The 23,798-nt window shown below is 40.4% G+C and carries 21 protein-coding genes; 16 read left to right on the plus strand and 5 right to left on the minus strand.

The window, feature by feature from the left end; translation table 11 throughout:
- Positions 1 to 159: 159 nt before the first annotated feature.
- On the minus strand, positions 160 to 1,980 hold the full coding sequence (locus tag QFZ87_RS04270) for a PAS domain S-box protein (protein WP_309858127.1): 1,821 nt from the start codon (positions 1,978 to 1,980) through the stop codon (positions 160 to 162).
- Positions 1,981 to 2,257: 277 nt separating this feature from the next.
- Here QFZ87_RS04270 and QFZ87_RS04275 point away from each other — a divergent pair, with 277 nt between their 5' ends.
- Together QFZ87_RS04275 and QFZ87_RS04280 are read left to right on the plus strand one after the other, a co-directional pair.
- Positions 2,258 to 3,823, plus strand: a complete 1,566-nt coding sequence (locus QFZ87_RS04275; RefSeq protein WP_309858129.1) for a sensor histidine kinase — start codon at positions 2,258 to 2,260, stop codon at positions 3,821 to 3,823.
- An 18-nt stretch (positions 3,824 to 3,841) separates the two neighbouring features.
- Positions 3,842 to 4,567: a LytR/AlgR family response regulator transcription factor gene (locus QFZ87_RS04280; protein WP_309858131.1), complete on the plus strand. Its 726-nt coding sequence runs from the start codon at positions 3,842 to 3,844 to the stop codon at positions 4,565 to 4,567.
- A 41-nt stretch (positions 4,568 to 4,608) separates the two neighbouring features.
- Here the strand turns inward: QFZ87_RS04280 and QFZ87_RS04285 are convergent, their stop codons facing one another.
- Positions 4,609 to 4,764 (minus strand): aspartyl-phosphate phosphatase Spo0E family protein, encoded by a 156-nt coding sequence (locus QFZ87_RS04285; protein ID WP_309858134.1) that lies wholly within the window; start codon positions 4,762 to 4,764, stop codon positions 4,609 to 4,611.
- Positions 4,765 to 4,992: 228 nt separating this feature from the next.
- Between QFZ87_RS04285 and QFZ87_RS04290 the strand changes: the two genes are divergently transcribed.
- The 11 genes from QFZ87_RS04290 to QFZ87_RS04340 all read left to right on the plus strand — a co-directional run bounded on the left by QFZ87_RS04290 (position 4,993) and on the right by QFZ87_RS04340 (position 16,735).
- Positions 4,993 to 7,680: an ATP-binding protein gene (locus tag QFZ87_RS04290; RefSeq protein WP_309858138.1), complete on the plus strand. Its 2,688-nt coding sequence runs from the start codon at positions 4,993 to 4,995 to the stop codon at positions 7,678 to 7,680.
- A gap of 233 nt (positions 7,681 to 7,913) precedes the next feature.
- The gene (locus QFZ87_RS04295; protein ID WP_309858141.1) at positions 7,914 to 8,666 is read left to right on the plus strand and encodes an EAL domain-containing protein; all 753 of its coding nucleotides are present in this window, start codon (positions 7,914 to 7,916) and stop codon (positions 8,664 to 8,666) included.
- A gap of 39 nt (positions 8,667 to 8,705) precedes the next feature.
- On the plus strand, positions 8,706 to 9,437 hold the full coding sequence (locus QFZ87_RS04300) for a LytR/AlgR family response regulator transcription factor (RefSeq protein WP_309858144.1): 732 nt from the start codon (positions 8,706 to 8,708) through the stop codon (positions 9,435 to 9,437).
- Positions 9,438 to 10,193: 756 nt separating this feature from the next.
- A complete protein-coding gene (locus QFZ87_RS04305; RefSeq protein WP_309858146.1) occupies positions 10,194 to 10,721 on the plus strand; it encodes a DUF5317 family protein in 528 nt (175 codons plus the stop codon).
- Complete coding sequence (locus QFZ87_RS04310; RefSeq protein WP_309858149.1) at positions 10,718 to 11,764, plus strand: HD-GYP domain-containing protein; 1,047 nt, start codon at positions 10,718 to 10,720, stop codon at positions 11,762 to 11,764. Before QFZ87_RS04305 ends, QFZ87_RS04310 begins: the two co-directional genes overlap by 4 nt.
- Complete coding sequence (locus QFZ87_RS04315) at positions 11,715 to 12,764, plus strand: ATP-binding protein (protein ID WP_309858152.1); 1,050 nt, start codon at positions 11,715 to 11,717, stop codon at positions 12,762 to 12,764. The genes QFZ87_RS04310 and QFZ87_RS04315 overlap by 50 nt, the downstream gene beginning before the upstream one ends.
- Positions 12,765 to 12,828: 64 nt before the next feature.
- Positions 12,829 to 13,098 (plus strand): PilZ domain-containing protein, encoded by a 270-nt coding sequence (locus QFZ87_RS04320; RefSeq protein ID WP_309858155.1) that lies wholly within the window; start codon positions 12,829 to 12,831, stop codon positions 13,096 to 13,098.
- A 57-nt stretch (positions 13,099 to 13,155) separates the two neighbouring features.
- On the plus strand, positions 13,156 to 13,473 hold the full coding sequence (locus tag QFZ87_RS04325) for an STAS domain-containing protein (RefSeq protein WP_309858157.1): 318 nt from the start codon (positions 13,156 to 13,158) through the stop codon (positions 13,471 to 13,473).
- Position 13,474: 1 nt separating this feature from the next.
- Positions 13,475 to 14,344 (plus strand): PP2C family protein-serine/threonine phosphatase, encoded by an 870-nt coding sequence (locus tag QFZ87_RS04330; protein ID WP_309858159.1) that lies wholly within the window; start codon positions 13,475 to 13,477, stop codon positions 14,342 to 14,344.
- Positions 14,334 to 16,376, plus strand: coding sequence for a flagellar assembly protein A (locus QFZ87_RS04335; protein WP_309858161.1), 2,043 nt, complete (start codon positions 14,334 to 14,336; stop codon positions 16,374 to 16,376). Before QFZ87_RS04330 ends, QFZ87_RS04335 begins: the two co-directional genes overlap by 11 nt.
- Before the next feature lie 41 nt (positions 16,377 to 16,417).
- Positions 16,418 to 16,735 (plus strand): STAS domain-containing protein, encoded by a 318-nt coding sequence (locus tag QFZ87_RS04340; protein WP_309858164.1) that lies wholly within the window; start codon positions 16,418 to 16,420, stop codon positions 16,733 to 16,735.
- Between the two features lie 56 nt (positions 16,736 to 16,791).
- Here the strand turns inward: QFZ87_RS04340 and QFZ87_RS04345 are convergent, their stop codons facing one another.
- The 3 genes from QFZ87_RS04345 to QFZ87_RS04355 form a co-directional block, all read right to left on the minus strand.
- Positions 16,792 to 17,886: a hypothetical protein gene (locus tag QFZ87_RS04345; RefSeq protein ID WP_309858167.1), complete on the minus strand. Its 1,095-nt coding sequence runs from the start codon at positions 17,884 to 17,886 to the stop codon at positions 16,792 to 16,794.
- A gap of 78 nt (positions 17,887 to 17,964) precedes the next feature.
- Entirely contained in the window at positions 17,965 to 19,575 is a 1,611-nt protein-coding gene (locus tag QFZ87_RS04350) for a hypothetical protein (protein WP_309858170.1), read from the minus strand.
- 247 nt (positions 19,576 to 19,822) lie between these two features.
- Complete coding sequence (locus QFZ87_RS04355) at positions 19,823 to 20,275, minus strand: V4R domain-containing protein (RefSeq protein WP_309858173.1); 453 nt, start codon at positions 20,273 to 20,275, stop codon at positions 19,823 to 19,825.
- Positions 20,276 to 20,527: 252 nt separating this feature from the next.
- Here QFZ87_RS04355 and QFZ87_RS04360 point away from each other — a divergent pair, with 252 nt between their 5' ends.
- From QFZ87_RS04360 to QFZ87_RS04370, 3 genes are all read left to right on the plus strand, one after another.
- Positions 20,528 to 20,893 (plus strand): hypothetical protein, encoded by a 366-nt coding sequence (locus tag QFZ87_RS04360; RefSeq protein WP_309858176.1) that lies wholly within the window; start codon positions 20,528 to 20,530, stop codon positions 20,891 to 20,893.
- 497 nt (positions 20,894 to 21,390) lie between these two features.
- Entirely contained in the window at positions 21,391 to 23,454 is a 2,064-nt protein-coding gene (locus QFZ87_RS04365) for a BglG family transcription antiterminator (protein ID WP_309858181.1), read from the plus strand.
- A gap of 35 nt (positions 23,455 to 23,489) precedes the next feature.
- Entirely contained in the window at positions 23,490 to 23,771 is a 282-nt protein-coding gene (locus QFZ87_RS04370) for a PTS sugar transporter subunit IIB (RefSeq protein WP_309858184.1), read from the plus strand.
- The last annotated feature ends 27 nt before the right edge of the window (positions 23,772 to 23,798 follow it).

Here is a 23,798-nt window from a genome sequence, read left to right on the forward strand (position 1 = left end):
CACCTCAAGCAGAAATTGTCTTTCATCCTTCGTATGAAAGACAAAAAACCAGCCCGCCCCTCCATACCTGACCTCACAAAAAAGAACCTACCACCTCACAAGGAAGACGATGCCCTTCAATAACCTAGTATCTACATATTAATATATTAGTATTAGTGTTTAAAACGCAGATTTTCCTTTACACAACCCACGCACGTCATGATAATAGCGAAATAAATTTCGCCCGTTGGCCTTGGCTTGGTAAAGGGCATAATCGGCATGCGTCATTAACGTTTTCTGGTCCTCTCCGTCCTCAGGAAAGAGGCTGATTCCAATAGAACAAGTGGTTGTAAAGGAATGGCCATCGATGGACCATTGCTCCTGCAATGATCGAATAATTCCACTAGCTAAATCATCGAGCTTGTTCTTCTGAGCTAATTTACGAGCGGGACCTTTGGAATCGAGCCGTGCCACATTCCACGCAGACGCCATCTCCTTCGAATCAGCCCAAGAATAAATAATCGCAAATTCATCGCCCCCCAGTCGACAAAGCGAAGCCTCCTCGGGCAGAACAGCCTGAACCCGTCCAATGAACTTCTTCAGAAGCTCGTCGCCTACATGGTGACCCATTGTATCATTGACCCATTTAAAACGATCTAAATCTAGAAAAAGCAAAGCAAACCGTTGTTTGGAAAACTCCGCTCGCGCCACATCAAACGCTGCCCCAAGAAGCTTATAAAACGACCTCCGGTTAGCGACACCCGTCAGAGGATCCACAAAGGCAAGCTCCTCCAGCTTCTGCTCATACCGTTTACGCTCCGACACATCCCTCGATACCACAACATACTGGAGCAACCGTCCATCCTCATCAAAATACGGATCACAGTGCGCCTCAATATAAACGGGCGCGCCACCATCCTTCTGCAGCTTTCGATACTCCAACACATAGGTCCGCGGTTCAGCCACCATCTCCTCAAACGAGGCCCGCACCGCTGCCACATCCTCAGGGTGAATATTGATATAAAACGGCTTTCCTATCAATACTTCCGGTTTATAGCCTAGCAACGAATGATGGGCAGGCGACGCATACTGCACCAATCCGTCTGCGGTAACCAAACGAATCATATCAGAAGAATGCTCCGCAATAATCTTAAACCGATTCTCCATGCTCTTGCGTTCCGTCTCATCCCTCGTAATCGCAGCAAACCCAGTGACCTGTCCGTCAGCATCCCTTAAGGGAGACACAGACACATTCACATCAATGAAAGAGCCATCCTTGCGAACGAACTGCGTTTCCCAGTTTCGAATCACCTTTCCATGCAGCAGCGCCACCCTCATCCGGTCCTCTTCCTCGCGTAACCGAGCTGGAATAATCGGCAACCGAGCCCCAATCAGCTCCTCCTTCGTCCAGCCGTACATCTTTTCAAAGGCAGGGTTCACATAAGTAACCTTACTATCCAGAGTGGTAATGTTAATCGCATCCACCGTACTGTTAAAAAAAGATTCCAGTCTTTCGTTCGTTTCCTGTAGAGAAGCCGAAACCAGCTCCCTTTCTGAGTAATCCTCAACCACAACGTACACACCAAATAGCCCCCCGTTGACCATCGGAATAAACTTCAACCTTAACACTAAAACACGTCCATTTTGACACGTGTATTGAACTTTACATTCGGAAGCAGTTCCCTTTAAGGCGGCGTGCAACTGTGTTAAAACAGTAAGCATGTGGCTCGAGTCCACTAATTCTGTGAAAAATTTACCCGCTACTTCAAGAAAGGAATAGCCGAATAATTTTTCCGTCGCAGCATTCACTTTTGTTATCCGGCCATTCTCATCCAAACTAAGAATGGCATTCGGATTCTCTTGAATAAGTGATTTAAATAAGGGTATATTGAAATGCAACATCGCACGGTGATAATTCAAAAATAGAACTTGAGCAATAATCACGAGTAAAACCAATAAGATGCAAAACAAAAATACTAAATATGGATTAAATAAATTCATAATGTACCTTGCACCTCCATATTGAAATAGCTTAATAGATTAATTTTAGATATCGCAGGAACTTTCGACAATCCGTAGGACGTGAAATGGACGAAAGGACGAGTAAAGAGTAGGTATAAAGTACTCATCTGTCCTTTTTTCACCAAAAAATTACTAACTTTTACATGTTAAAATTTTTGAAAAAATAGTTTACCATTATTTTAGGAGAATAATGACCATTTAAAAACTACGTACCAACAAACATAGAAATCAACTAAACCAGATAGCAGGTGATGAAATGGGAGTCAATATTTACCCTGCCCTGTCGGCGTTAGAGCGCATATCTGATGGGGTTGTTAGTATAGATTTAAAAGGACAAATCACATATATCAATCAACCAGCAGCCAAATTATTAGAAATAACCCATGCGACACAAACGGGGGAACCTATAAGTAGAGTTGTTCCAGACGAAAACGCTGATAGACTGGAGAAGAAAATCAACCAAGCGATTCGTCAACAAAGTAACATCCATTTTGAGATCCAGACCCAATCCTCACAATGGCTTGAAGTTTATATTTATCCGTCTGAGGATGGGGCGACTGTTCTCCTAAGGAATATCACGCCAAAAAAGCAAATTGAAGAAACAATCCAAGTCCAGCATGAGCGCTTGCAACTGTTAACGGAGGCAGCCAATCATTTGTTTTATAAAAAGGAACCAAAAGCTTTGCTAGACGCGCTGTTCCATGATTTAGCCGAATACTTGGACCTAGATGTCTATTTTAATTATTTGTACGATCCGGACACCAACAAAATCCGCTTAATGAACTACAGCGGGATTCCTGAAACAACGGCTAAAGAAATTGAGTGGCTGGAACTGGGGGAAGCAGTTTGTGGCTGTGTCGCCCGTGACCGCCTGCGGATTGTCGCAGAAAAGATTGATACCTCAGATGACGTCCGTGTGCAACTCGTAAAAGGCTGGGGCATCAAAGCCTACGCTTGTCATCCATTAATGTCATACGGTAAACTAATTGGAACTCTTTCTTTTGGGTCAAGAAAGCGGTCGCATTTCACGGAAGAGGAGCTTGACCTTATTTTTACCATTTGCCAGCAGGTGGCGACTACCTTAGAGCGAACCTTCTTAATTGCCGAGTTGACAGAGAAGAAAGAAGAGGCGGAAAAAGCCAATCAAGCGAAGTCGGAGTTTTTATCCATGATTAGTCATGAACTGAGGACACCGCTCAACTCGATCATGGGTTTTGCTCAGATTTTAGAGATGGACCAACGAGATCCATTGTCTGCCGGACAAAAGGATAAAGTGCAGAAGCTTCAGAAGTCGAGCCGGCACTTATTATCGCTCATCAATGACATGATTGACATTGCCCGCACGAAAACAGGCACGCGCACCTTCCAGGTGGAACCGGTGGCAATTGGCTCCATGGTATCGGAATGTGTCAAAATGATCCGCCCCCTCGCGGACCGCAAAGGGATTCATGTCACAAGTACATGTGATGACGTCATGATTCACACCGATTTGAAACGGGTAACACAAATAGTACTGAATTTATTAGCCAATGCCGTTAAATACACGGCGCCTAACGGACAGGTGAAAGTCACTTGTGAACCGCAGGGCGAGAGCATCAAATTAATCGTGAGTGATACCGGAATAGGCATTCCACCACAAGAACAGGAAAAAATCTTCGCTCCGTTTTACCGAATTTTTAATCGGGATGTCAATATTGAAGGAGCTGGCATTGGTTTAACCATTGTCAAGCAGTTTGTCGAGGAACTACAAGGGGAAGTGGGAGTCAAAAGTGAGCTAGGCAAGGGAAGCCGGTTTTGGTTCACGATTCCCAATCAGCGTTAATCAAAGGGGAGAAACACTATGAGACCGATTAAATGGATACTGGCAGAGGATCATCCCGACTCCATGGAAATTATCAAATATTTCTTAGATGAACGCCCAGATTTTCAGTTAGTCGGATGCTGCACGAACGGGGAGGAGCTCGTGGAGATGGTGATCACTGTGAAGCCGGATCTCGTGCTCACAGATATTAATATGCCGAGGAAAAATGGCCTGCAAGCGGTAAAGGAATGCCTTTCTTTCCATCCATCGCTCAAGTTCATTTTTCTAACGGGCTATGATGAATTTGCGATCGAGGCGTTTGCGATTGCGACTGTCGATTATTTGGTGAAACCAATTGACCGGAATCGCTTGATGGCAGCCTTGGAAAAAGCGAAAAACCTTCTTCAGTTTGAATGGGGCGAGGGCGAAGCGGAGGCGCAAAAAATGAAAATGCTCCCCTTAAAGGAGCAAAACTGTACGCAGTACATCCCGCTTTCGGACATTTATTTTATTGAAAAAGTAGGGAAGAAATGCCTGGTGTATACGAAAACACAGATCTTTGAAACAAGTGAGGCCATCAGTAAGATTATGTCCCGGCTCGATGACTCCTTTTTCCAAGCGCATCGCTCGAATATTATTAATCTGGCAAAAATCTCGCAAATTACGCCTCAGAATGAAACCTATATAGTTTGTTTCAAGGACTATGACAAGACAGCCAGTCTGTCAAAGCTAAAAATCAATGAAGTCAGAGAACGTATGCTTTAGTAAAAAGGAGTAGCCACATGTGGAGACACTCTCACACGTGGTTACTCCTTTTTCTGTGTTACCTGATTTAATAGGTTCAGATATTCATCTAGCTGTTGGCTGCATTCGACCGCTTCAGCCGAGGTAATGCCGTACGTTTCTACCCGCTCAGCTAGCTCTTTCTTACATTGTTCAATCAAGATAATTAAATAGGTCATACGCCTTCTGCTCCCTATGCCCAAATTCCCAGTGATTTGTAAAACCAATCGTAGCACGGAACTGACAAAATATGATAGTGAGGGAGCGAAATGGGCCCATTCCCGACTGAAATGCGCAAATCCCGGCTTAAAGGTGCCAACGGACGTTTGAACTAAAAAATTATTATTTGTACGTTGGTAATATTTTGATTATGATGATGGGGATACTCAGTTAAAGGTGTGATATTCATGGTCCATACAGGATCTTTCGATACAAAGCTTGTCATTTTATCCGTCATTATTGCTATCTTCTCTTCGTTCGCCTCGTTAAAAATTATGACAAGACTTGCCATAACAAAGGAAACAGAAAGAAAAACATGGATCCTTGCAGGTGCCGCCATTATGTCCATCGGCATTTGGACGATGCATTTTATTGGCATGCTTGGGTACGAGATTCACATGCCAGTCACCTTTAATATTAGTCTAACCTTTCTATCTTTCGTGTTTATATTCTTGGGTTCGACCTGTGTCTATGTGATTACGGCCCGATCCACCATTCCCATTCTCTCAAAGGTGATGGGTGTCACCGTAATGGGGCTCTCCATCATTGGTACACATGTGATCGGGATGTTGTCGATGCAAATGGAGGCAACGGTCCATTATAATTTGTTCCTGTCACTCATCACGTTGTTTCTCTCCATGATAGTAGGGGGCGGGATTTTTCTTCTGCTTATTTATATAAAAAATGCTCTAACGCATATCACTTTAAAAAAATTAATTAGCTCGATATTCATGGGCTTAGGGATTTCAGCTGTTCACTACACGGCCATGGAGGCGGTTCAATTATCGGGCGGCCCTCTGTCAATTGAAGTAGAACGAATTACCACTATTAGCAATGTGGTGGTATCAATCGATCGGCTTGCCTATATAGTGGGTTTAGCAACCATCATCATCATCCTGTCAATCATCGTATTAACTTACTCTGATAAAATAAAAGCGGAACAAGAGCGGATCCTGTTGGCCGAACAAATGAAGAAGGCACAGCAGGACTTGATTAATACCATTCAAAGGCAGCAAGGATTAACGCTGAAATATGTCAAAGTCGGGGAGCGCTACATCCATACTTTAGCGGAAGGCGAGCTCCTAGCCAAGCTTGGCCTCACCCCTGAAATTGTCGTCGGCAAGGATTTGAGAGACTTTTTACCATTGGAATACGCCGAACATAAGCTAAAGTCCTATATAAAAGCCTGGCAGGGCGAGGTCGTGAACTATGAAGAAGAGCTAAATGGGACAGATTATATGGTGAGCTTAAAACCGGTAATGGAAAACGGCAAGGTGGTAGAGGTCATAGGGTCAGGGATCGATATTACCGAACGGAAGCGGGCGGAACGGATTTTAGTGGAAAGTGATAGAAAATTAAGAGAATCCCACGCCTTACGAAGAACGATGATTGATAATCTCCCCATTGCCATCTTAGTCCTGGATAATGATCTCAACATTATCGCGCTAAATAGGCCGCACTGTCAGTTATTTGAGATTGATGTACCCATAAAAAAACTAATCGGACAAAATGTCACCCGCTATCGTTCAGCCTACTACAAGAATGTTCAATTGGAGGAAGAAAAGGTAATAAATATTATTAAAAACAAACAGCCCCTAACAGATGAAATCGAGTTGATTAGCGGGAAAATTTTAAAAAGAAGCTATTTCCCCTTCTATGTGGGAGAAGAACTAAAAGGGCATCTATGGACCTTCGAAGAAATTACAGAACGTAAGCAAATGGAACGTGCCAACCAAGAGGCAAGGGAAGCAGCGGAAAAGGCCAATTTGGCCAAATCCCGGTTCCTCTCGAATATGAGTCACGAACTTCGAACCCCGTTAAACGGCATTCTAGGATTTGCCCAATTGCTTGAGCTAGATGACTCGCTCACCAATCAGCAGCGGATGTTTGTTCAAGAAATCACTATGGGTGGCAGGCACTTGCTCCAGTTGATTAACGAAATCTTCGACCTCTCGAAAATTGAAGAGGGAAAATTAATGATCTCCACCGAGAGCATCCGAATCGATACCGTGACCAACGAATGTATCAATCTGATTGGATCGGCGGCGGACCAAAAAGGAGTACAAATCATTCATAATGCCAACCACCTACAGGATGGATATGTGTATGCTGATTCGATTCGCTTGCGGCAGATTATCTTGAATTTACTGGATAATGCCATCAAGTACAACCGGGATAATGGGGAAGTGCGGATCAGCTATGACGTGAACGATGACCAGCTGTGTATCCATGTCCAAGATACAGGAGTGGGAATTCCAAAAGAGGAGCAGGAAATGATTTTCGCCCCTTTTTACCGAATCAATCATGCGCATACAGAGGGAACAGGAATCGGGCTTTCCCTTGTCAAACAGCTTGTTTCCTTGATGGGCGGCGAGGTCGGAATCAACAGTCAAGTAGGAGTGGGAACCGATATGTGGGTGTGTCTGCCTAAAGCCACCTGTGAACTGGACGCACCACTTAAACCGCAGGAAAATGGCATGGAACGCCTCCGCATAAATAAGACATATAAGATTCTCTATATAGAAGACAATCCCTCTAATCTATATTTAGTGAAGGAGATTCTCGCGACGTTCCCTGGTGTCACGCTGTTTACTGCGATGACGGGAAATGCGGGGTTAAAGGCAGCAGTTGAACATCCATTAGATTTAATCCTATGCGATATTCATCTGCCGGACCTACATGGATTTGAGGTGCTTGAACGATTACAATCCAACCCGTTAACGGAGCAAATTCCGGTCATTGCCTTAAGTGCCAATGCCCTTAAGGAAGACATTCACCGCGCGCTCGAAACCGGCTTTACCGACTATATAACGAAACCAATAGACATTGCCTCATTCCTTGAAGTAATCGCTGAGCATGTGCAAAACAGCCAATAGTAGGAAATATCAGGAAGAAACACCCGCCTTTCTACCTATTCTTTAAAGCATTGTCAGAATGTCGTGAAATGTCCACTTTTTGTCACATGCTGTCCTTTCCTATCCATAATTGGCAGAAATCCCTACCTCTCGTGTCGAATCGTGATTAGACAGAAACTGTGATAAAAGTTACAGTTAAAGCCTAGAAATAGAAGTACTTGGGTATATAGGCAAAGAGGAAGGGAGAGTTGGTGATGAGCGGACGAGAAATCAATCAGCTTCCATTGGTGAAAATGGAACATGTGTATCAGCCAATGTGGAATGTAACCAACATGAGTCTGTTTGGATATGAAGCCTTGTTGCGCTTTCCAGATGGATTTTTTGAAGGAAATATCGAGACTTGCTTTGAAAGAGCAAGAGAAGCAGGGATCCTTTACGAACTCGATACGAAGTCTATTCTTGGTGCAGCTGGAAGCTTTCCACTCCATCAATTGAACGAGGAACGGTTGTTTATTAATATCTATCCGTCAACCCTTCTTCATCCAGGATTCGAAGCGTTTATTGATCAATTTCTACTCTCCTTTCCTCACGCCTATGGAAAAATTGTCTTTGAATTAAGTGAAACCAAATTTGAAGACGATATTTGGGAAATTAAAGAATTAAAAGAACGTGTGAAGCACCTGAAAGAGAAAGGATTCTTGATTGCGCTGGACGATATAGGCAAAGGGGCGGCCGAATTACAAAAAATGATTGAGTTTACACCGGATTACATCAAATTGGATCGCTATTTCGCTAAAGAATTAGCGGATTCAGAAGAAAAACAAGAGATGATTGCCTTGTTCATCCAATACTCAAAGGGGAAAATGGGTGTTATTTTGGAAGGGATTGAACAAGGGCTCGATTTAGAACAGGCCAAAAGACTACATGTTCCCGTTGCCCAGGGTTATTTATTAGGAAAGCCGCAAAAAATAACAAATCAGCGCTTTATCCGTGATTTTTCTGCGTAAGCTAACAAGGAGCATCACGCGAATGAGAGGAGGATGCGAATGGGAGAAATGAGAGTAATTGTCGTCGATGATGATGCTTCTTCAAGAATGCTTTTATCCCATTTTACCCAATTAGTACCTGATTATCGTGTGATTGGCGAAGCCGCCAGCAGTAAAGAATGTATCGAATTAGTGAAAAAAGAAAAGCCTGAGATTGCCTTAGTAGACATTGGGATGCCGGATGTCAATGGGGTTGAAACTATGAGAATCTGTAAGGAAATGCATCCGCAGTTACAGGTTATTTTTACAACAGGTCACGATGAATATGCCATTGATGCCTTTGAACTTTCGGCGGTCGATTATCTCGTTAAGCCGATTGAGCGGGTGCGGCTGTTCATCGCACTGGAAAAGGCGAGGAAATCGATACAGATGGCCAAAAGCATCGAAGCGAAAAAGCATAAAAAAGGTGTCAACAAGCTGTTATTTAAATCGAATCAGGCCTTTGTCTATCTAGCTCCAGACGAGATCCTATTTATAGAAAAAGAAGGAAGAAAGTCGGTTATTCATACGGAAACGGATCAGTTTGAAACGATGGAGTCACTCTTAGAAATTGAGGACCGATTACCAGATACGTTTTTTAAAACGCATCGCTCCTATTTGGTGAACCTGAAGCGAATCTCCAAGATTGAATCATTAGGTGAAACATACGCAGCGACCTTTCCACAATCAGATAAAAAGGCTTATATATCAAAGTTGAAAATCAATGAAGTGCATCGGCTAATGGGAACTTAAATAAGTTCTCTTTTTTCAATTTTAAAGATTGTGTGTTGAAAAACCTTCCAATTTCGTGAAATCACTTCAATTTTCTGACAAATGGGTGTTTAATAAAGCATTTGCAATAATGTGTCATAAATAGAGACGAACCAGGTTTTATAAACGCCCTCTTCGAAAGTAGCTTGTATTGGAAGTGACCCTTCATAGGTACTTGTTTGACTATTATATTTTAAAGGGACAGAAAAGGATTTCTGCGTGATCGGCTTTTGTAAAAAACCGAAACCGAGTTAATCCCTACTTTATCTGTTGCTTTTACACGTGATAAGTGAAGTTGGTAGTATGTCGGGTGGGGGACAGTCCCCTTTTTGTTTCGTTTGTTGTTAAATGGGTCGTTGGTACCATGATTAGGACATGTTGAGTAGGACTTGATACATATGAGTCTAATGATATTGTCATACATTGTCGGAATATAGATAATATTGATACAAGGATTCATCACAAGAAAAGTCAACATAAAATTCTAACCCTTGTTAGAAAGTTCGATTTAACCTCAAAAAAGGAGTGTTTAGGTTTTTTAAAAGGGGGTGAAACAAGTGAAAACTAACGTTAAAAAAATCTTAGCAGTTTGTGCAGTAGTTGCTGCAGCTCTAGGACCGGTAATTGGTAAGCCGTGGTGGGGTTAAGCAATAAGTAAAGACTTGGATGATACCTTGGATCAGTCACCTTGGATTGTCGCCAAGTCTTTTTTCATTCATTAGTAGGAGGTCATTGAAATTGAAATATTTTCTATTATTAGCCATCCTTTTTACACTAGTAAAAAAAAGAAATCCGCTGACATTTATTCATAATATTGAATTTCAATGGCCTCTTCTTATTATTATCAGCTTTGGCGTACAAATCGCTCTTGCATTCATCACGATTGAAACCAAAAACAAGCTAGAATGGATTCTTGTTCTTACCTTCCTTGGAATCATTATCGGTTTATGGAAGAACAGACATTTGGCAGGGATCAAATGGATGGTTGCAGGGGCGCTATTAAATTTGTCGGCACTGTTGCTGCATGGGGGATTAATGCCTGTTTCTGAAGAAGCTCTCATCCTAACAGGACAAACAGATCCTTCTTTCGAGAGTGATTCTCGACACCAGCTTATGGAAGATTCCATGCCATATTGGATTCTGGGTGATTGGATTCCAGTTTTTCGATTTGTATTAAGCCCTGGTGACTTTTTAGTTGGCATTGGAATAATCCTCTTGATTTATTTTCATTCCTCAAAGATCAAACGAAAAGGTGAGAGACAATGAAAGTGGTAAATGGGTACACGATTAGTTTAGTAATTATCTCCTGTGTATCTTTTTTGTATTCAATAACTCAAGTAAATACGTCTTTCATGCCTTATTTTTTGATTATAGCCGGGATTGTAATTGTTTTAGAAATTTGTCCGGTACGATTGCCTAGTGGGGACCAATATTCAGCAGGCAGTATTGGATTCTTGTTTTTGCTGATTCACAGTGGCTTTTCTTTTTCCATCTTAGCGATTTATCTAGCCACAGGTGCTTATTTTTTAAAGAGTTTAAAAATGAGGAAAGTCCGGCTGATTCATCTTTTTGTAACCATTGGAATGTATGTGGGTTCTATAATTGCCTCCCTTCTGGTCTGGAAATTGACGGAATCGGTATTCTTGTTATTTAGAATTGGACTTGTCTCCGTAGTATTTGAAATGGTGAATTTTATGTTGTTAGAGGGAATCGAGGTAACTATATTTGGTAAAAAAATGTTTACCAATCTTAAAACGAAAATAGTTGAATTACTAATTCCTGTGGTTGTTAGTATCATTGTCCTTTCCCGTCTAACTTATATTGAATCTGATACTGAATTACTCTTCTCTATGTTCTACTCGTTATTTTTCCTATTAGTGGTTAACTTCTTTTCTCGTGAATCTATCAAACAGCTAACCCTTAGAAAGTCAATATCAGAAGCATTCATTCAGGTTCTAGAAGGTCGTATTACCCCTAGTCTCGCAGGACATGGAAATCGTGTAGGGATCATTTGTGACACAATTCTGGAAGACTTAGCTTATCCGAAGAGAAAGCGGTTTGATTTGGTGCAAGCAGCTACTATTCATGATATCGGAAAAGCTCTTCTTCCATCCTATATTTTTAGAAAAAGAGGAGACATGACTCTTTCAGAGGAACGTGAATATAAAACACATCCTGAAAAAGCAGTGGAGATGGTTAAAACGATGTTTCCGAAAGAATCCTTTTCTGATTGGATTCTCTATCACCATGAACGGTGGGATGGAAAGGGTTTTCCAAAAAGGACTCCAGGGAGAAGAGATTCCCCTTGAGTCTAGAATTTTAGCGTTAGCTAACGAGTTAGATCACTTTATTTCACGTAATCATGATCCGGAAACGATTTTAAAGTTGCTTGTAGAAAAATCAGGAACGTGGTTAGATCCTCAATTAGTAAAAAAAGTGGAACTGCATCATATCGAGATGGTACTGGAGAACATCCTTCCATATCAGGAGGAGACAAAAACGGAAACAGTTCATCAATACTCTGAACATGGCACGTATTCGAATTTAGGAGAATCGTACTTCATTAAAGTAAAAAATGGCACAGTTGTTTCACAAAAAAATGAGCTGCCTATCGATTTTGCTCTTTCTCTAGCAGAAATAGCTAGTAAGCGGAAAGAGACGGTTCATGAAACGTTTACAAGTGATCATCACACCTTTGACCTTCACGCTCATTTAGAGCCGAATGGTGAGATTACGATTTTTGTCCATGATCTTACGCCTTATCTAGGTTATAGAAAGAGTTTGGAAAAACACATTTTAGAGTCCTATGTAGAAGTGGTAAACACCGTTTCAGATGGAAAAATTACGCTTCACTCTTCAAAAACTAGCCTTATGAAACAGTTAGGAGAACAAATCGCAGATATTCCAGTAAATAGCAATTCGGATGTACCGAAAAGCCGGAAATTGACAATGGAAGTTTTGCAACAAATGCCAACAGAAATGAATTCCATGCAGGTACAAGTGGCTGTTTCAGAGGCAGTAACGAATATTCTTAAGCACGCTACTAGCGGGAGTTTATCGATATACCGACGAGGTCAGTTACTGCAGTTTTTAATTTCTGATAAAGGATCAGGGATCCCACTGCATGAAATTCCCAAAACTATCTTGGTTTCGGGTTATTCTAGTAAACGTTCATTAGGTCAAGGATTCAAAATGATATCAAATTTTTCTAATGGGGTATCCATTTATACATCTTCTGAAGGGACTAGCATTTTAATTGAATATAAACAGCAAAGAAAAAATAACGATGAGCCTGGAGATGTTGCCTAATAGGTTGAACCTATGGGAGGAGAATACGTGTTGTTAAATGGTAGGAATGAGGGAGGTACAAGATATGGAAAACGAACGTCGAGAGTTTGGAAGAGTTGATTTTGACACCTCGGTGAAATTGTTGATATTAGAACCCTTTTACAAGATTGTTTCTATGGATGATGCTAGTAAAAACGGATTGCGAATCGTTACGGAATTGAATTTGGAATTGCATGAAGTGTTTACTTTTAAAAACATTGAAGTAGAGAATAGCATTTCGTTTCAAGCAAAAGTGGTCCGGAAAAGGCCTGTAGAAAGTGGTTTGTTTAGCTACGGATTGGTAATAGAGAGTTAAGAATTTTCATTTAGGTCATCAAAGAGTGGTTACAGACAAAGGGCGAGGAGGGGGAAAATGAGTTTAATAGTTGAAAAGCAGCACGAAAAAAAGTGCGCCGTTATCCGAATAAAGGGTATTTTAGATATTACTACAATAGAAGACTTTGTTACACAAATCGAAGTATTACCTGAGGTGCATTCTCTCATTCTAGATTTTTCAAACCTGGAATTTATTGACTCTACAGGTATAGGAGCCATTATGGAATTAATTTATCTAGCAAAGGAAAACAATTTTTCTATTGAATTACAAGGGATGGATGAAGGGATTAAGCAGATTTTTGAGGTAGTTGGTTTATTTACGATTATGAAGGTCCTCAAAAGGGAGGGAGCATGACTTGAAGTTTCGTGACCGACTTACTTTCAAACATGCTCCTTCCGTGTCCGAAGAAACGCAGGATGAATTACGTATTTTGAAACGAGAAATAAATTTAGCTAGAAATATTCAAACCCAACTCTTAAATGCAAAACCTCCCAAATTAATTTCTGGTGAAGTGATTGGGTCTTCCATTCCAGCAAGACTTATTGGTGGAGATTATTTTGACTTCTATCCTCTAGCTAATGGAAAAATACGGATTGTTATTGGGGATGTGATGGGGAAAGGTATACCTGCAGCCATGTTAATGATTTTGACGAGAGGGGCATTTCGTAGTGCAGCTGAAAGTACGGCAGGCCCAGGTGAAACGTTAACGGCAATGAATAATGCCTTATATAACGATCTGCGTTCCCTAAAATCTTTTGTTACCGTTTTCTGTTCAGATTGGGACCCCAAACTAGGAATTCTTACTTTTGCAAACGCGGGTCATCATCTTCCTCTCTATTTTGATGAAAATAAAGTGGAGGAACTTCCAAAAGTCACAGGAGTGATGCTGGGAGGTTTACCAAACCAGGTCTATCATGAAAGTCAGATACATTTAAAGCCCACTCAAACTGTTTATTTTTATACGGATGGAATTGTCGAGGCCCAAAACCAAGAGGGAGAGCAATTCAAATTAGAGCGGCTAATTACTACCTTGCTGCAAAATCAAGGAAGAAGTGTTCAGGAACTGGAACAAGCAGTTGTTCTAGATGTTTTTCAATTTATGAATGGAGTGAATCAAAAAGATGATATCACCATGGTGATTCTACAAGTAGGCGAGCACTCAACAGACATCGCCTGTTATAATTCACCAATGATTCAATCGGAAGGAGGCATGCATGATGAGTGAAGTTATGATTTCAAGAGGGAAGACACTTGATCAAGCCATTGAAAACGGTCTGAGTTTATTGGATATACCGAAGTCTCAGGTAGATATTGAAATTATTCAACCAGAGACAAAGCGGTTGTTTGGTATCCTTGGGACAAAGCCAGCTGTGGTTCGTTTAATCAAAAAACCAAAGCAGTCGAAGGGTGGATTGAACATGGAAACTCACCCAGCAGATCACCATGTTTCCCACGAGATTGATAGTATAAATTTTAAATATAGAAAAAATGAAAAGAACGGATTATTAGGTAAGGTGTGGGTGAAAGATGGACGAGTTTATTGTAAGGAAACGGACCATCATTACCCGACCATTACACCTGTTAAGGGAATAAACCTCTATAAAAACGGGGAATTGGTTAGGAAAACAACAGTACTCATGGAAAAGGATCAAGTCAAAATTGAACTTAAAGCAGAAAGGAAAGAACCAACTTGGTCTATTAGTCTGGATGACAGAAAAATGGAGGCCACGCTTCAGGTGGAACCAGGTTTTCAAAAAACATATCGATTGGTTGATCAGGAGCCGATTTCTAACTTACAGCTTGAAGTATCGGTAGAGGAGAAAGCAATCAATCCTCTTCAACCCATTCACATTGAACAAAAAATGAAAGAGTTAGGTATAAGAATAGGGATCCGTAGGGAAGAGATTCAAAAGGCCATGGATGCAACAGAACCAGGAAAATATCTGATTGCTAAAGGGGTGGAACCTTTTAAAGGCGAAGATGGTTGGCTAGAGACAGTAGTAGATACGAACTGGGAGAATAATAGGTGGAAATTCATAAAAAATGGAAAACTAGACTTTCATAGATTTACTACCTTTCCTAATGTGGAAACAGGACACCTGTTAGGAATCATTCATCCTTCCAAGCCGGGTAAAATAGGTTATACCGTAACGGGCGAGGACATTAAGCCCGAAGCTGTAAGAGAAATGGTAGTGCAAACTGGGAGAGGAGTCGACATTGTTGATCAAGGTTCTAAGCTGGTCGCGGTGGAATCGGGAAGGCTGTCTATTCAATCCAAAGAACTGAAAACAAAAGTGTCTGTGATTCCTAGGTTGATTCATTCAACAGATGTTGATTCTGTGTCTGGCAATCTACGATATTATGGAGATATTGAAGTTAGAGGGAATGTAAAAGGTGGGATGGAGCTCCTAGCGTTATGCGACATTTATGTTCAGGGGACGGTAGAACAATCAAAACTTATTTCAGGGAATAGCATCATTATCTGTCAAAATGTGTTTAATAGTTCTCTTCACGCAGGGAAGAGCAATGATTTAATTTTACAAATAGAGCATGTAATGAGAAGAGTTTCTGCGGAATTAAAAGGATTGGCCCAAGCAGTTGACCAAGTGTATCAATCTCCTGTTTTTAAAACATCTGATATTGTGAAAATGGGATTAAGTTCCCTGCTAAAAATTTTGTTGGAGAAAAAGTTTAAAACCTTACCAGCTTTAATCAAGGATTTAAACGAGCTAATATCAAGAGCTGATCAACTACAAATACTAGAGGCAGAAATAAAAGAACTGCTGATAGATTTATCTAACGGATTCTTGAAGGTCCTGCCTACACAATTTCAGGAAGCATCAGACATTATTACATTGGCAGATCGAATTCATGATCTATGTCCGGATGTCCAGGATGAAAATGCCATGATGACCCTTCCGTATGCATTGAATAGTGAAATTACCTGCTGTGGAGATATCTCTATAACTGGAAAAGGCTGTATTAACTCAACTATTCATTCTGAAGGAAAAGTGAAAATCAGTGGAAGTCTCCGTGGGGGAGAAGTATATTCGGCACTTGGGGTGGAAGCAGAAGAGACAGGAACAAAAGGTGGATTGGTGACGCGTATTCGTGTCCCTGAAGGACAAACAATCCAAATAAACCATGCGCTGGAAGGGACGATCATCCAAATTGGAAATCAATCCTACGAATTTGAACGCGAGGAAAAAAGTGTTTTCGCTAGAGTAACACCTGAAGGAAGACTGCTGTTATTTTAAATTGTTAACCACCTATAAACGAATCTAGAGGAGAAGAATATATGTTTGAATATCAGATCATCATACATGAAGTGGAAAAGGCGACCGCACTGTTAAAGGGAGATATAGATATTGAGGCCACAGAATTGATGGAAGAAGAATTGCTTACTGTTTTAAAGAAGTACCAAGAGGTAGAACTACATTTTAAAGATGTTTTATTTGTTGATTCTACAGGAATAGGGTTATTAATGAACCAAGTTCGGGAGCTTACAGAACGAAAAGTGAAGGTAACGATTACCCATTTAAGTGAGGACGTCTATCAAGTATTCGATCTTTTGCAAATTCCAGAAATATTAGGGCATGACGTCTTCTCGAGCTGATTGCAGGGGGACAGTCCCCCGGCGCTTTAACGCAGCGGGGGACTGTCCCCTTTTAATCAATGTTGCTGATTTGTTTTTTTATCCTCACTAGGCTGTGTTAACCGACTAACTAACCGGTCAACAGTAGTTTGTCCTGAAGGGTTTGATTGAGTAATTTCTGTTACTTTATTCAACTGTTCTTTATTTATTTTACCAGGATTGATTGCTGTAACGGCTTCATTGACTAGAATAGGGAATATAGCCTCTGCCTCGGTCATATGGACATTTGAGGGGGCTCCTGGTGTAATCTGCCCACCATGGTAGGACAGGTTATTGGTTACAACGCCGTCAGGAGCTGTTCTCACATAGTCATGGACTTGAACCAGATTTTGCGTATTGGGTGGTTTAGCATCCGGTCCATGATAGGATAAGTTGTTCGTAGGATCCCCATCCGGTGCGGTTCTAACATGGGCTTGTACATGTTGTAGATTTGATCCATTAGCTATGGCCGAATCGGAAGAATGACCTCCGTTTGGTACCACATGATCTCCACTCGTCACAACATGACCATCCGTAAACGCTGCGTCATGGGCAAAGAAGTCTCCGCCAATATGCATTTTTAGGAATGGAAGAATAAATGAAATGATAATTAGTGGTGCGCTCCCCATGATGCCGAGTGCCGTTGAACTCGTATAACCTTGTTGGTACAGCCAGATTAAGACACTCCTCAATACAAAGAATCCAATGACAGCGACGATTACAGCTTCCGTAAATACGGCAGAGGAAAACCGGTACGACAACCATGAGTAAGGGTCCGAACTTATTTTCGCAAGTAGAGCTCCAGCGGCCCCATAGATGAAAATACCAGCCACAAAAGGTTTCCAATTCTTAATGACAAATCCGATCCGCCTAATAAAAAGGATAATCATAATGATGAATATAATGGGTGCCAATGGAGGAATGAGCGCCGATAGGGCACCTAAGATGAGCATATAAATAATCATGGTTTTCAGTAACCGAAAAGAGGTAACTAAAAAGAATATCACTAGCCCTATTCCTGCTATGGCAGGATGAAAGTACCCTAAGAAAAGAATAATAGGGAATAGAATAATAGCTGCGCGGTGATGGCCTGACTCTTTTTGTATGGTGGTCGAATCGTACATTTTTGTCATTCCTTTCTATCTATTTTAAAACCAAGGGGACGGTTTTGATGGCATTAGTTAAAGCCACCCGAACCGTCCCTGTGGTATCTACGCCAACACGGAATTGTCGGCTATTTCTTCTAGAACACTTTTTAAGGCTAGTCCCATTTCTTCTTGGGAAGGTATAAAGATTTTCTCGCGCTTCTTCACTTCACTCTCGACTTGGTTTATTAATAGATTTCGTGCAAATACTTTTCTATCTGAACTTGCGAACATTTCTTTTAAGGTTGATCCAGTTAACTTATCTTTTAAGCTATCAATAATATTTTCTGCTTCCTTTTGACTTAACAAATAATCCTCTGCCAATTGGGTAAATACTTTTTCGATAATCCGAACCATTTCATCTGCATCATCTTCAATAAATTCATTGAGTACCTTGTTTGACACCTTATTTGCTGCCGTTCCACCAGCAAATGAGCCAAGTAATCCTCCTACGATTCCGCCAACAGCCGTACCAATTCCAGGGATCACTGAGCCTATGGCAGCACCAGCAGTAGCTCCACCTACCCAGCCAGCCGTACCACCGGCAACTGTAGAAGCTGTATTTGCCACATTTTTAAATAACTGAGCTCCTGAAATTCTTCCTCTAAAAATATTAACGACATCTACTGAAGATAAAACGGCAACAGAAACAGCACCTGTGATCGCATTCCCTCTTAATAATTTGGCTGCACTTTTCATTGCTGCAGCTCCATAAATATTGGTTCCACTTCTAAAGGCATTCACTAACAAAGCCGATGCTTTAGGACCCATGATGTTCACTATTGCTTCTGAACTTCCTACTAATGCACTGTTTAATCCTGCTTTCGATAATTGGCTTGATAAAACAGCTGTAACAAAAGTCGTTCCACCGACCTTTAGCCCTGAGTAGGTTGCTGTTTTAATCGCTGTGTTAAAATCCTCACCATTCCATACGCATGTGGCAAAGGTTAAAACCGTTGTTAAACCAAAGGCGTTCGTTGCAATAATGGCACCATTGACAGAATCGAATGTAATAGACTCCACTGTACCTGCCGTTGCTATATTTTTAGCCTGTTCGTATGTAAAATGTCCTTTCCTAATGATGTTTTCTGCTTCATTAGGATCCGTAACTCCCTTGACTTGGCCCTTATTTATTCGTTCCTTCAAAGCTTGTAGTGCTGCATCATACTTATCGGATGGAACCTCAATTTGCATAGGCGAGCCGTCTGGATTAAAATATTTGAAATTCTCATTTTCGAAGCATTGCTTAATACATTCACTTCCACTTCTACAATACTTGGTTTGAATATTGACTCCATTAACCGATCTGTCCGCACCATTTTTTATAATTCTTCCTGTTGCTGGGTCGATATCTTCACCAAAGAATTCCACTTTTTTGCCCGTCACTTTGTCATAAAGGTGATTCGCTCTTTCTGCTGCAAAGCCGTGTCCTCTAGGGGTACTAAATCGGTCCGTCCCATATAGAGTACTGGCATTACTAACGTTTCCATAGACTATACCGCTTGCCTTAGAACCTACTATTTCTATAATTCCTAAACTTATTTTATTTTTAATATCGTTTAGTGTCTTTTCAAAATCACAATCATTTGCTTCATATAATTTTGTAACTTTTTTCTCACCAAGACCCGTCATAGATTGAATATCTCTTATACACTGTTGATCATACTCATTTAACATAGCTGCTGCTCCCGTCGGTTGGATTTAACAAAAGTTGTACTTAATAGTAGATTATCGGAAAATGTAATAAATTGTTAAGTTATTTGATGGGAAAAATGGTATTTTTCTGTTTTTTTTAGAAAGGAGTTTGTTGATGGGGCGTCCGTGAGAGGGGGGGAGTATTTTAATCAAACGATTAATTAGTATTGCACATAAGAAAATACTCAGAAGTTCTGGAGCAAACCACCCCCACAGAACTTCTTTTCCACTAACCAAGTATTTTTATCACATATTCACAATGCTCATCGCCATTTACATTACATTTCACTTCACGAACAATCACTTTTTTATCATAAATGAGGGAAAAAGCGCCTTCTAAAATTGCCCCTTCTAAATCACATGTCATATTTCCTTCATGAATCGGAAGGCCTTTACAGAAACAGTCTTCAATTTTAATATGAATCTCATTTTCTGTAGCGTTGATAATCGTTGGAATGCCGATTTTTAGATCCTTAAATATTTGTAACGCATCCTCGATGGTTTGAACGGGGAGGCTTTGGCCAATTTTTCTTCCTACAGCTATAGTCGTGTTTTTCCCATTCATCGGTAAGCCTTGATACATCCCAATTAATCGGATGGTTCTAAATAATTCGAGGGGAATCATATTGCCTAAGGTGGGTCTATCAATTTTTTTTAAATCTTCATACGTAAAAATTTCCATGGGTGAAATCTCCTTTTTCTTTTATATTGTTTATTTTTACAAAAAGAGAATTCCATTTCCTTGATATACATCAAGAATGCAAGCGGATGAAGGGTAATGCTAAATGCTAATTTGGAAAATCTACGTTTTAAGAACTTTGTCGAAAATTGTTAATAATTGTATTAAGGATTTGTTAAGAAAAGCCGATTATTATATCTAGTAAATAGGTAATATATTACACTTTTAAATGAAATTAACTATGGAGGGAATAGTATGTATAAGCTTGAAGTTAATCATGAGGAAAGACAATTCCTGATCACTCTAGAGGGTTCATTAAATATGGAGGAAAGTATCGCTTATTCGGCAGAATTGGAGAGTACCCTTTCAGGGAAAGACTTAAGTGAGTATGATTTGATTGTTGATACTTCGGGTTTAAAGATTAGTTCACATGATTTAGAGGATCAAATGAAGAGGGGAATGGAAATGATTTTTTCTACCCCATTTAAAGCGCGCTATAATATCGTCCCTAAAAGTGCGGTGACGAACCTGCAAGCCAATCGTGTGGGCAAAGAGTTTGAACTGAAAGAAAAATTTATTATCGTTCAGTCGTATGATGAGATTCTAGCGATAGCTAAGTAAGTGGTAGATAGGGGGTATCCATTTTGGGTACCCCCTTTTAGTTTCATGTCCATTTTTAATTATGCTTACATTCAAGGTGTCCTAACTTATCGTGATGACATCTTATTAATTAATCGTCCGATTAGTATCGAATGAGGGGGAAGAATGAAGAAATAAGGCAATTCACAGGTAATTGTTCATATTTGGAGAATGATAGGGGAAAATGCTTGTTAGATTTACGACAAAGTTTTTATTCGTAATCTAGGAGAAGAGCTTTGTTCATGCGGTTTCTAGCATTTTCAATTAATCGTTTGAATAGTATAGCCTATAGGGGAAATGGTGTGAAAATGGGGAAAGAGAGGACGAAAAGGACGATTTTACTGGCTTTGGTTAGTGCCAGGAGAACCGTCCTTCTGGTCTTCAGCGTAGTTTTGGTAGTTTGTTCTAACAGGAATTGTGACCAATCATCAAGCATAATGAAAACGCTTTCTAATATGATGGTAGTAGGAGGTTGACCAATGATGATTGAAAAACGCCCTGCCCAGCTGCTGAATTATTTAATAAAAGTGAAAGAAACCACGATAAATCAGGTGATCGACCATACACGCTTAACCAAACGGCAAATTTTCTACGATTTGGATAAAATCAATCATTGGTTGAAAGGGAATGGACTTCCTCCTATCCCATTCAAGGGCATCCATCAAATCGTAATGCCAGATTCCGTTATGCAGTATGTTCGTAAACAACAAATGACCAGTCAAGAAAGAGGCTTTGTCTTAAATGAGGAAGAACGGTTGATTTTCATTTATCTCTATCTCTTTATTCGTAAGGAGCCCATCTCATCCATTCATTTAACTCAACTCTTACAGGTTAGCAAAAATACAGTTATTTCGGATGTGAAAAAAGCAAATGAATGGAATGAACCGTTTCTTGTGAAAATCTGTTATACCCGACGGCAGGGGTATCATCTAATGGGTACAGAATTTGATAAGCGGGTTCTGGTTATGGAACATCTGTCCAAGATACTGCAAGAGCCATATGGTGAAAGAATGATAGACTACTTGTTAAATCGGACAGATTATTCAATCCCTATCGATTCCCTCAAGAGCGTCATTAAGATGATTGAAAAAAACTATAAGCTTCATTTTGTCGAGGAACGGCTTACTCCATTTACTTACTTTCTTCTTCTTTATTCCTACCGCTCTCGGGAAAAAAAGTTTGTTCAGTTCCATTCCAGTGAAATGGATGTCTTAAAGCAAGATCCGATGAGGATGGTGGCCATACAACTGATTCAATCTCTTCATTTTGAAGAGGAGGAGTCAGAGATCTGTTACTTGACGATTCAACTACTGGGCTTGTCATTAGGAAATGGTTTAATTCCAGACGGTGACCGTGATCTTTTATTTAAACTTTGTCTGCAGTTGGTGAGTGAATTCGAATCCAAAGCTTGTATTGGCTTTGAAAAGAAGAATGAAGTGATTCAATCGCTGTACCAACATCTTAAGCCTGCTTATTTTCGCATGAAGTATCGGATTCCGATTACCAATCCACTTCTTGAACAGATAAAAAGTCAGCATAGAGAGTTATATACAATTGTGAAGGAATTGCTGTTACCTATGGAGACGCTGCTAGGGATCACCATTCCAGAAGAAGAGATTGGATTTATCACGATTCACTTTGGTGCTCTGTTAGAAAAACCGAAAAAAAGCGTACGGAAAAAGAAGCTTTCCCTCATTGTATGTCCAAGTGGGATTAGCTCTTCTTTAATGGTTAAACATCAAGTAGAGTCGCTTTTTTCCGAAATTTCTGTTGAGAAAACACTATCACTACAAGAATTTCATGAGGGGAATTTTGGCGCGTATGATCTTATTTTTTCAACCGTAGCTTTGGAGACGGATATCCCCACCTACGAAGTTAAGCCCATAATGACCCCAATTGAAAAAAACAATTTAGTTAATGAGGTGTACCAACAATTGCAGGGAATTAACTACCATGGGATGACAGCCACTGAGCTCATTCAAATTCTTGAACCATTTGTTACTATTCACCATGAAAAGGGGTTGAGGAATGCATTAAGTACGATCACCTTCCACAAAAAAGAAGAGGTTGATAGGAGGAAACGGCCAGTGTTACGGGAGTTATTAACAGAAGAGACGATTCAAATGGCGGACCAGCTTTCTGATTGGGAAGAAGCGATAAAAGTAGCGGCCAGGCCACTGCTCGTGAAGGGGGTGATTGAACCTTCCTATATTGAAGCTATGATTGATAATGTCAAAGACCTTGGTCCATACGTGGTGATCGGCCCAGAGGTAGCCGTCCCGCACGCGCGTCCTGAAAAGGGTGTAAATCAGGTAGGCATGAGTTTTTTAAAGCTAAATAAACCAGTATATTTTTTAAACAATGTGAAGTATCCTGTACGTTTATTGTTTTGTATTGCAGCCATTGATAATAAAACACATTTAACAGCACTATCCCAATTAACCAAACTCCTCAGTCAAAAAGACAACATTGATCTCCTGAAAGAAATAAGTGTGCAAGAAAACTTCATTAGCTTATTCAAACAATATTCTGAATTAGATTGATTTTATAAAAAATAGTTAAGTTGGAGGAGTTTGCGATGAAAATAATGGCGGTTTGTGGTTCAGGTTTAGGAAGTTCTTTTATGCTGGAGATGAATATTCAACAAATTTTATTGGAGCTTGGAGTGGGTGGGGTGGAGGTAGAGCATTCCGATCTTAGTTCGGCAACGGCCGATCAAGCTGATTTATTTGTGGCAGCCAAGGATATTGCAGACGGAGCAACGCATTTAGGCGACCTTGTGGTGATTGACAGTATTATTGATATGGATGGATTACGCGAAAAGATAAAGGAAGTGTTACAGGAGAGAGGGCTCTTATAATGCAAAACCATTAAAAGGGAGGCATTT

Source organism: Bacillus sp. SLBN-46 (assembly GCF_031453555.1).
Taxonomy (GTDB): domain Bacteria; phylum Bacillota; class Bacilli; order Bacillales; family Cytobacillaceae; genus Neobacillus.